The sequence below is a fragment of the Streptomyces sp. NPDC004647 genome (genome assembly GCF_040609575.1).
Lineage (GTDB): Bacteria > Actinomycetota > Actinomycetes > Streptomycetales > Streptomycetaceae > Streptomyces.
In genome coordinates, this window is the sequence record NZ_JBEXKU010000149.1 from 1 (window position 1) to 8,632 (window position 8,632).

Consider the following 8,632-nt stretch of genomic DNA (forward strand, 5'->3'; position numbering starts at 1 on the left):
CCATCAAGGGCCTCACCGCCGAAGTCGGCGCCTCCGTCACCTCCGGCGCCCTCATCTGCGAAATCAAGGACTGACACCACCTCAACCCACAACCGGGACCCCATTTCCGGACTGATACGGCCGCCAGGGAACAGATCCGGCCACATCGAACAGACGCGGAGACGGACCAGGTACAGTGCGGCATACCTGGGACACCTCGCATGCCGACCCTCACGTCGGCGTCGTCCTCGGAGAGCGGCAACGCCGGACCGGTGAAGACCGGGCCCAGAGGGCAGGCCAACGCCATGACCACGATCACCAACGATGCGGTACCCGTACCCACGCCCCAGAGCCGCCGGAAGACGATCGGCCCCGACGGCGCCACCGTGGCCGACGCCATGAGGCCTTCAGATCTGCAGATCACCCAGGACACCATCGTCGACAGAGCGCTCGACATACTCGACGCCGCCGAGGCGGACTACCTCCTCGTGCATGCCGGCGACGGCCGCTGCACCGGGCTGGTCACTCGGGCGCATCTCGCTCCGTACCGTGCGCGGTCCTGGTACACGGAGCGGACCGCCATCGGCGCCATCGTCCAGAATCGCGGGCCTTTCACCCGGCCCGGAATGACCATCGCCACCGCGGCCGAAACGATGCGCACCCGGGCCTTGCGTGCCTGGCCGGTGGTCGACGACGACGGCTGCATCCTCGGGGTCCTCACCCTTGAGCGCCTCCGGGCAGCGATCGCCGGCCCGCTCACCGCTGCCGGCACCGCGCCGTAACGCACCCGCCGCCGTCACGGCCCACCGGGAGGCTCACGTCCCTGAGCCGGATGTCCGATCAGCGCTCAGCGACGGCGGGGCTGAATCCTGCTGCGGCAACGGGGTGTTGAGGGTCGGTGGCCTCGTCGCGGCGCCGCTCGTACCGCTGCGCGTACTGGCGTTCGTACTGCTGCTCGTACCGCGGCTCGTACCGCTGCTCGTACCGCTCCGGCCCGGTACGGCACACTCGCCGGGCCGGGCCGAAGCACTGCACGCCACGGCCCGGCGACGGGAACGCGCCGGTCATCCCCCGGCAGCGAGCGCGTTCCGCGGACGGCCGCCGAACTGCCGGTCCGGAAGCGCGAGCAGTCCGAAAACGCGGTGTGCCGCACCGGTTCCCCGCCGTACGACTAGCAGCGCGGTGACGGCGACCGCCGCGGGGACGCCCAGCCACCAGCCCAGCAGGTGAACCAGGACGCTCGCGGCGATCGCCGTGCCGAGCGCCACCCCGAAGACGGCGCCCAGCACGGCGCCGAGGATGCGGAGTCGGCCCGGCGCCGTACCGCCGCCCGGCTCGCGCTCCCCCGACCTGAGCCAGGACACCATCAGCGCCAGCATGGCGGGGACGAGCACCGCCCCCATCCCGTACAGCGTCAGCGCGACGGGCGAGGCCAGCCAGTCGCCCGCGCGCGACAGGGCCTCCCCCACGCTCGGGTTCTCCGGCCAGGCCGCGAACGCCTCCCGGTCGGCGGAGAAGAACCTCTGGTACCCGCGCCCGTCCCAGCCGTGAACGAGGATGAAGAACATCCCCACATATCCCACTCCCGCCTGGAGGAAGGCGGCGTAGACCCGGCCGGAGGCGATGAGCCGCGAGGCGACCCAGTAACCGAGCGCCCCCTGGCTCACGTTCGTCGCCGCGAACAGTGCGACCAGCCAGGCGGGCAGCGATCCGTGATCGCGCGCCACCTGCATCGTCTCCCAGTCCGGGAAGCCCCACAGCAGCCATGCGCCGCTCGGTGCGAAGAGCACCGCGCAATAGAGGACAGCACCCATCAGACAGGGGTCCGACCATCGGCCGGCGCTCCTTGCGGCGCTGTCCCTGCTCCTGAGCCGGTACGCGGCCGCAGTCGCGAAGCTCGCGCCTATGCCGTACGACCAGAAGACATCGACCTGGACCATCGTGCTCTCCTTTCCGGAATGACACGTCATTCCGCTTGGAAGGCAGAAAATGAAGGGTCCTTGCGGGCCTGCGGCTCAGGAGGAGCCCAGGCCGTGGAACATGAGCGTTTCCACTGTGTGGATCCAGGGGCCACGCAGGGAGTCGGGGTCCTGTACGTGCAGCAGTCGCGCCGCGCCGGTCACGATCATGCCGTTCACCGCGAGCCCCACCACGTGGGCGTCAAGATCGCGGCGCAGAAAGCCGCGGTCCTGCCCGTTGCGGATGAACTCAGCGGTGTAGGCGGCCGCCGCTTCCATGGCACGGCCGGCGGTGTCGGGCTCCGCCCGGTCGATCGCGATGGCGTCGTAGAACAGGATGCGGCACAGCGCAGGTTCCGCCACGACGAGGTCGAACAGATTGTGGCCGATACGTCGGACCTGCTCCCGGTACTCCGGCAGGGTCTCGGAGGAGCCGGGATTCTCGTCGGACAGCGTGTCCATCACCTGGCCGAGGGCTCGGGCGACCACGCTGCGCGCGATGTGCTCCTTGTTCGTGAAGTACCGGTAGAACGTGCCGTGTCCGGCACCGAGCTCCCGGGCTATGTCGGATATCCCCGTCGCGTGGTAGCCGCGCTCGGCGAACACCTTTCCCGCCGCGCGAAGGATCGCCTCCCGCTTGTCGACCACGCCCTTCGGCACGGGACCCCTTTCCCGTCGGCGGAATGACGCGTCATTCTCGAACTGGAGGTCGACCCTCGTCAATAGCTCCAACAACGCTGAAAGGGCTGCGGATCACGTACGGGTGATCTCGGCCGCACCGAACGAGACGTCGAAGCGGTCGCACCAGATGCTCACGCTCTTGTAGCGGGCGAGATCGATGTCCGGGGGCAGCCGGTAGTTCTGGCTGCCCTTGTTGCCCTTGAGCTCGCCGAGGTTCTCGTAGGCCCCGTCATCGAAGACATGCCAGCCGTCCTTGTCGCGTTCCACTGGTGCGTCGGTGATCCAGACGTGCAGGTCGGGGCCGTTACTGGTGTCGAGGCCCTCCAGCCGGAGCACCCGGAACCCGTCGGCTCCCTGAAGAATCCTCACAGTCCCGGAGGTGGCGTGCTCCTGACTGATCAGCTTGCCCGTGGCCAGCGTCCTGGGGCCGGCCGGGCTCCGCGACGCCGCCGGCGCGTCCGCAGGCGCCGAGGTGTCCGACGCGACCGCGGCGGGCAGATCCTCCTGCACCGTGTCATCGACCCACAGCTTCCACGGCTGGAACCAGAACAGCCCGGCTGCGACGGCCAGCAGGACGATGACCATCGCGGCGATGACCACCGGTCTGCGCAGCACGCGAAGCACACGGTTCATGATCGTCTCCTGAGGTCTCGGCACCGTCCTGTCTCGCTCACCATTCAACAGGCCCGTGTCCCCGTACTCTCCGAGGAACCGCTGACGGATCTCTTACGTCCGGACGGATGCCACGGACCGCACCGGGGGCGGTCGCAGGATGCCGCCGGAGGGACATCGGCCGAATGAGGTCACCTCCCGGCCGAACTGAGCAGCCTCGCGCCGGCAAACGGAGCAGCCGAAGGCCACGGCCGGGAGACCCAGGCGCGCCGCTCGTCGGGGCCTGCGGGGTGAGCAGCGATGATGACCAGGCAGCGCGGTCGCCGGCGAGGGGCATGTCATGAATGAGGTCGATCTTCCCACCCCGAGCGAGGGGCTGCTGGTGACGCACTTTCTGACGGTGCGGGATGTGGCTCGTTCGCGGCACTTCTACACGGAGGTGCTCGGCGGGCGGGTGGCCCTGGCGGAGAATCCGTGCATCGTCAAGCTCGCCAACAGCTGGATCATCATGAACCCGGGGGGCGGCCCGACCCCGGACAAGCCGGACGTGACCCTGGTGCCGCCGAGCGACCCGCACACCGTCTCCAGCTTCCTGAACCTCCGGGTCGCCGACATCGAGGCCTGCCATGCCGAGTGGAGTGCGAAGGGCGCCGAGTTCCTGACTCCGCCGATCGACCGCCGCGCCGAACTGCGGTGCTACCTGCGCGACCCCGACGGCTACTTGATCGAGGTCGGGCAAGCCACCGGGCTCCTGGAGGGCATTTTCGCCCGCACGGACGACGAACCCGAGTAGGTCTCCTCCTGAGCGTCGCACGCCCCAGCGGTAGTTCCGCGGGACCGGCAGCGGTACGACATTGCCGCTGCCGGTCCGGCACCGACGTGCCGACGGCCCGGGCACCTTCGAACGGCAGGGCGTTGCAGAAGAAGGCCGCCACGAAGAGGTGCCTCCACGCACGGTCGCGCGGGAGACGTTGACCGCTGATCACTCTTCGTCTCCCTCTTCCTCTTCGGTCGTCCGTATGAAAGGTCCCCCACGCGACCTGACAGGACAAGCAAAAAGAGTTGCCTCTACCGTTAAGCTTTCCTACATGCTCGATGTGAGACGCATGCAGGTCCTACGGGCGGTGGTCACCAGTGGTTCGGTGACTGCGGCAGCAGCGAATCTGGGGTACACGCCGTCCGCCGTCAGTCAGCAGGTGGCGGCGCTGGAGAAGCAGGCCGGGGGGGCGCTGCTCGAGCGGGTCGGCCGGGGTGTGCAACCGACGGCGGCCGGGCGGTTGCTCACCGAGCACGCGGCCATCATCAGCAAGCACCTCGCCGAGGCGGAGACGGCCCTGGCCGATCTACGAGCCGGGCACACCGGGCAGTTGGCGATCCGCTACTTCGCTACGGCGGGCGCCGACCTGGTGGCGCCCGCGTTGGCCCGGCTCCGCGACGAGCACCCCGGAGTGCGGGTCGATCTCAAGCTGATCGATCCCGACGACCCGCTGCCGGAGGTGGTACGGGGCCGGGCCGACTTGGCCATCGTGGTCCGCCCGCCCGACCGGCTCCGAAAAGGCGTCCGCCTCGTGCACCTGCTCGACGACCCGTACCGTGCCGTGCTACCCGTGGGGCACCGGCTCGCGTCGGAACGGGTGCTTGATCTGGCCGACCTCGCCGACGAGCCGTGGGTCGGCAGCGAGCCCCCGGGCCCCTGCCTCGAGCCCGTGCTCGACGCCTGTGCCGCGGCGGGCTTCAGCCCGAACTTCGTGGTGGAGAGCGAGGATTACGCCACGGCGCAGGGGTTCGTCGCCGCCGGCCTCGGCATCGGTCTGATTCCGCGGATGGGACTGGGGAACCGCCACCCGGGCGTCGTCGTGTGCAGGGTCCGCAAGCCGGAGCCCATCAGGGTGATCCACGCGGCGGTACGGGAAACATCGTTGGCCCAGCCCGCGCTGCGCGGGCTGCTCGACGCGCTCAGGTCGGTGGCGACGCGGTAGGAACGGCGAGTTGACGCAAGCCTCATGCGTCGAACGACCGCCGACTGCCGAGCCGGGGCCGCACGCGTACGGAGATCATCGGAACATCGCCGACGACGAGGCCCCGCCGCTCCCCTGCGAGACCATCAACCACTGCCAAGATTCCGTCAAAGCGGAGCAAGCCCGGGGCGGAGAACCCGGGATCAGGGCAACATCGTGGCCGTGGAAAGGAATCACGTGACCACCGAACGAATCGGCCCGCCCCCGCTCGCGGATGAGCGCACCATGCTGCGCGCCTACCTCGACTTCCACCGCGCGACGCTCGCCATGAAGTGCGACGGCCTCTCGGACGATGACCTGCGCCGTCAGTCGATGCCACCCTCGACGCTTTCGCTGCTCGGCCTGGTGCGGCACATGGCCGAGGTGGAGCGCGCATGGTTCCGCCGGGTGATCAACGGTGAGGACGTCCCGTACGTGTGGTCGGACCAGGGTGACTACCAGGTGGCGTACGACGCGAGCGCGGCCACGCGGTCGGAGGCGTTCGACGCCTGGCAGACGGAGGTCGGGCACTCGCGCCGGATCGAGGAGGAAGCGCAGTCGCTCGACGTGACCGGCCACCAGCCCCGGTGGGGCCAGGATGTGTCGCTGCGGCTGGTGATGCTGCATCTGATCCACGAGTACGCCCGGCACAACGGGCATGCGGACTTCCTGCGCGAGGGGATCGACGGGACCGTCGGGGCCTGAAACGCCTCCAGGGCCCCTACTTTCTGACCTCGGGGTGCCACCGTGAGTGGTTCAGCGGCCAGCGGACGCGCCCGAATACCTGCCCGTAGACTGTCGGATCCGCGGGAGTTCGGCGTGAGCGTGTAGGTGTACGCCGCGATCGCTTTCCGCGGAACCTGATGGCCGATTCTGGTGGGAGTTCGCCGTGCGTGACCCGCTCGTCGTCGCTGTTGCCCAGCCGCTCTGCGTGGCTCACGCCATTGCGACGAACGCGGTGACGCACGCGGCGGCAGTGCGCTCCGCGGGCGCCCGAGTCGTGGTCTTTCCCGAACTCTCCCTGACCGGCTACGAGTTGGATGCCGCGGCGATCACAGCCGATGACCCGCGGCTGTCGCCGATCGTCGAGGCCTGCGCCGAAGCGGAGGCAACGGCGCTGGTGGGCGCCCCGGTGCAGGGCGATGCCGGTCGGTCGCACATCGCCGTGCTGGCCATCGACGGCACCGGCTCCACGGTGGCCTATCGCAAGATGTGGCTGAGCGCGACGGAGTCCGAACGGTTCGCTCCGGGCGACAGGCCGGCCGTGCACGAGGTCGATGGCTGGCGGCTCGGCCTCGCCATCTGCAAGGACACCGGCGTGGCGCAGCACGCGGCCGATACCGCTGCCCTGGGGATCGATGCCTACGTCGCCGGCACGGTGAAGTCCGCGGACGAGTCAGCCCTACAGGATGAGCGCGCCCGTCGCGTCGCCACCGATCACCGCATCTGGGTCGCGGTGGCCAGTTTCGCCGGGGCGACCGGTGGCGGTTTCGCCCGGGCCGCCGGCCGTTCGGGTATCTGGGCGTCCGACGGCGTCCCGGTCGCGCAGGCAGGGGCGGAGCCCGGCGCCGTCGCACGGGCAGTGCTCATCTGAAGGCGAGCCTCGCCGGGCGTGTCGGCCCCGCCCGGTCGGCTGTCCGGCCCTGGTCGGCAGAGGGCGCTCGTTGCGAAAGACCGTCCGGGCTCATTCGAAGAGCTTGTCCAGGAAAGCGGACAGGTTGGCGTTCGTGCGCTCTATCTGCTCCTCGACCGTGAGGGATTCCTCGAAGCGCCCTCCGGGCTCCGGGACCTTCTTGCCGCGCACGTACAGGGAACAGGCGAGGTCGCTGCACATGTACACGCCGATCGAATTGCCCTGCCGGCCGGCCTGGCCTGCTTTGCGGGCAGTCATCAACGAGACGCCGTTTCCGGGGTGTGTGGTCAGGCACAGGGAGCACATGCTGCGGTGGAGGTAGCCGCGCTGCTGGGAGGGGAAGCGCAGCGCCACGCCGATGAGCCGGTCGTCGTATTCGGTGACGAGATAGCTGCGTTCCGGCGCCGAGAGGCCGCGCCACCCCAGGAAGTCCAGGTCTTCCCAGGGCCTTTGCGTCAGGTCCCGCGGTACCGCCAGACGCTTGGCCTCCCCCTTGGAGCAGTTGACGAACGATGCGCGGATGTCCAGCTCATTTGCTGCCTTCATGGTGTGGACGCTAACCGTGCCTATGTATATTAGGCAAACAGTTAAAGCCCCTAGTTTCGGCCGTGTTGGTGGAGGTGTGGCTCATGACTCGTGCCGGCCTGACGGCTGACCGGGTGGTACGGGCGGCGGCGGATCTGGCGGACGACGTCGGGTTCGAGAACGTCACGGTGTCCGCGCTGGCGCGGAGTTTCGGGGTCAAGGATGCGAGCCTGTACTCCCACGTCAGGAATGTCCGAGACCTCCGGACCCGGGTCGCTCTGCTGGCCGCGGGCGAGTTCGCCGAGCGCATCGGAGCCGCGGTGGCCGGCCGGGCCGGCAAGGACGCCCTGGCAGGGTTCGCCGATGCCTACCGGGAGTTCGCGCTGGAGCGTCCCGGCCGGTACACCGCGACCCAGATCCAGCTGGACCCCGCCACTTTCGCCGAGTCCGCCGGCCATCTCCGCAACGTCGAGACCACGTACGCGATGCTGCGCGCGTACGGGCTGGCCGAGCCGGACCTGACCGACGCGGTGCGGCTGCTGCGCAGCACCTTTCACGGCTACATCAGCCTCGAGGCCAACGGCGGATTCGGGCACCCCCGCGACGTACAGGCGTCGTGGGAGCGGGCCATCGATGCCCTCCACATCCTGCTGGAGCACTGGCCGTCCTCACCTGCCGGCCCGTCGCACCGGGCGATGGCCGAGAAAGGAGGGACAGATGTCTGAACAGACGTCGTCCCGGAACGAAGCGGCGTTGACAACAAGCGGACTTGACCGGTCAGTCACGGACGACCGGTCCGCAGGCGACGCGGGCAGCCGGACACCATGAGCGAGCCGACGACCGACACCCTCCGGGTGCCCGGCGCGACCCTCCACTACGAGGTGCTCGGCACCGGGCTGTACCGTCCTGCCGCGCTGCCGGAGGGGCGGCTCGGCACCGAGGTCGTGGAGTTCCCGGGCGGCCATACCGGCTACAGCCGGCACCCGGCCGCGTTCGCCGAGCTGCTGGCGAAGACACTGCTCACGGACGGCGCGAGCGCGGGCCGGAGGTAGGGTCGCGGCCTCCGGTGGCTCCGACGGTGTCCGGCCTCCACGTTCCCCGGCACCGTGCGTGTTCTACGTGTGGGTGAGCATGCCGCTGCGCAGTTGCCGCAGGGCGCGGGAGAGAAGCCGGGAGACGTGCATCTGGGAGATGCCGAGTTCGGTGCCGATCTGGGCCTGGGTCATCTCCTGGCCGAAACGCATCTG

Annotated in this window: 13 protein-coding genes; 7 read left to right on the forward strand and 6 right to left on the reverse strand. The window is 69.4% G+C overall.

What is annotated here, in order from left to right; translation table 11 throughout:
• Positions 1-200 precede the first annotated feature (200 nt).
• On the forward strand, positions 201-761 hold the full coding sequence (locus ABZW18_RS33560) for a CBS domain-containing protein (RefSeq protein WP_356195015.1): 561 nt from the start codon (positions 201-203) through the stop codon (positions 759-761).
• A 58-nt stretch (positions 762-819) separates the two neighbouring features.
• Here ABZW18_RS33560 and ABZW18_RS33565 read toward each other — a convergent pair whose 3' ends face one another.
• From ABZW18_RS33565 to ABZW18_RS33580, 4 genes are all read right to left on the reverse strand, one after another.
• Positions 820-1,047 carry a hypothetical protein gene (locus ABZW18_RS33565; protein ID WP_356195017.1) on the reverse strand — a complete coding sequence of 76 codons (228 nt, stop codon included), beginning with the start codon at positions 1,045-1,047 and terminating at the stop codon, positions 820-822.
• A complete protein-coding gene (locus ABZW18_RS33570; RefSeq protein ID WP_356195020.1) occupies positions 1,044-1,919 on the reverse strand; it encodes a hypothetical protein in 876 nt (291 codons plus the stop codon). The genes ABZW18_RS33565 and ABZW18_RS33570 overlap by 4 nt, the downstream gene beginning before the upstream one ends.
• A 75-nt stretch (positions 1,920-1,994) precedes the next feature.
• Positions 1,995-2,597, reverse strand: coding sequence for a TetR/AcrR family transcriptional regulator (locus ABZW18_RS33575; RefSeq protein ID WP_356195022.1), 603 nt, complete (start codon positions 2,595-2,597; stop codon positions 1,995-1,997).
• A 93-nt stretch (positions 2,598-2,690) separates the two neighbouring features.
• Positions 2,691-3,251: a DM13 domain-containing protein gene (locus ABZW18_RS33580; RefSeq protein WP_356195024.1), complete on the reverse strand. Its 561-nt coding sequence runs from the start codon at positions 3,249-3,251 to the stop codon at positions 2,691-2,693.
• Between the two features lie 319 nt (positions 3,252-3,570).
• Between ABZW18_RS33580 and ABZW18_RS33585 the strand changes: the two genes are divergently transcribed.
• From ABZW18_RS33585 to ABZW18_RS33600, 4 genes are all read left to right on the forward strand, one after another.
• Entirely contained in the window at positions 3,571-4,023 is a 453-nt protein-coding gene (locus ABZW18_RS33585; protein WP_356195026.1) for a VOC family protein, read from the forward strand.
• Between the two features lie 295 nt (positions 4,024-4,318).
• On the forward strand, positions 4,319-5,209 hold the full coding sequence (locus ABZW18_RS33590) for a LysR family transcriptional regulator (RefSeq protein WP_356195029.1): 891 nt from the start codon (positions 4,319-4,321) through the stop codon (positions 5,207-5,209).
• A 216-nt stretch (positions 5,210-5,425) separates the two neighbouring features.
• Positions 5,426-5,932 carry a DinB family protein gene (locus tag ABZW18_RS33595; protein ID WP_356195031.1) on the forward strand — a complete coding sequence of 169 codons (507 nt, stop codon included), beginning with the start codon at positions 5,426-5,428 and terminating at the stop codon, positions 5,930-5,932.
• Positions 5,933-6,116: 184 nt separating this feature from the next.
• Positions 6,117-6,821 carry a carbon-nitrogen hydrolase family protein gene (locus tag ABZW18_RS33600; protein ID WP_356195033.1) on the forward strand — a complete coding sequence of 235 codons (705 nt, stop codon included), beginning with the start codon at positions 6,117-6,119 and terminating at the stop codon, positions 6,819-6,821.
• 90 nt (positions 6,822-6,911) lie between these two features.
• On the opposite strand, the gene ABZW18_RS33605 is transcribed toward ABZW18_RS33600, so the two are convergent.
• Complete coding sequence (locus tag ABZW18_RS33605) at positions 6,912-7,406, reverse strand: FBP domain-containing protein (protein ID WP_356195036.1); 495 nt, start codon at positions 7,404-7,406, stop codon at positions 6,912-6,914.
• 83 nt (positions 7,407-7,489) lie between these two features.
• On the opposite strand from ABZW18_RS33605, the gene ABZW18_RS33610 reads away from it, so the two are divergent.
• Together ABZW18_RS33610 and ABZW18_RS33615 are read left to right on the forward strand one after the other, a co-directional pair.
• Positions 7,490-8,110 carry a WHG domain-containing protein gene (locus tag ABZW18_RS33610; RefSeq protein WP_356195039.1) on the forward strand — a complete coding sequence of 207 codons (621 nt, stop codon included), beginning with the start codon at positions 7,490-7,492 and terminating at the stop codon, positions 8,108-8,110.
• A 99-nt stretch (positions 8,111-8,209) separates the two neighbouring features.
• Positions 8,210-8,437, forward strand: coding sequence for a hypothetical protein (locus ABZW18_RS33615; protein ID WP_356195042.1), 228 nt, complete (start codon positions 8,210-8,212; stop codon positions 8,435-8,437).
• Between the two features lie 63 nt (positions 8,438-8,500).
• On the opposite strand, the gene ABZW18_RS33620 is transcribed toward ABZW18_RS33615, so the two are convergent.
• On the reverse strand, positions 8,501-8,632 hold a 132-nt coding region (locus ABZW18_RS33620; protein WP_356195044.1), incomplete at its 5' end, for a sigma factor-like helix-turn-helix DNA-binding protein.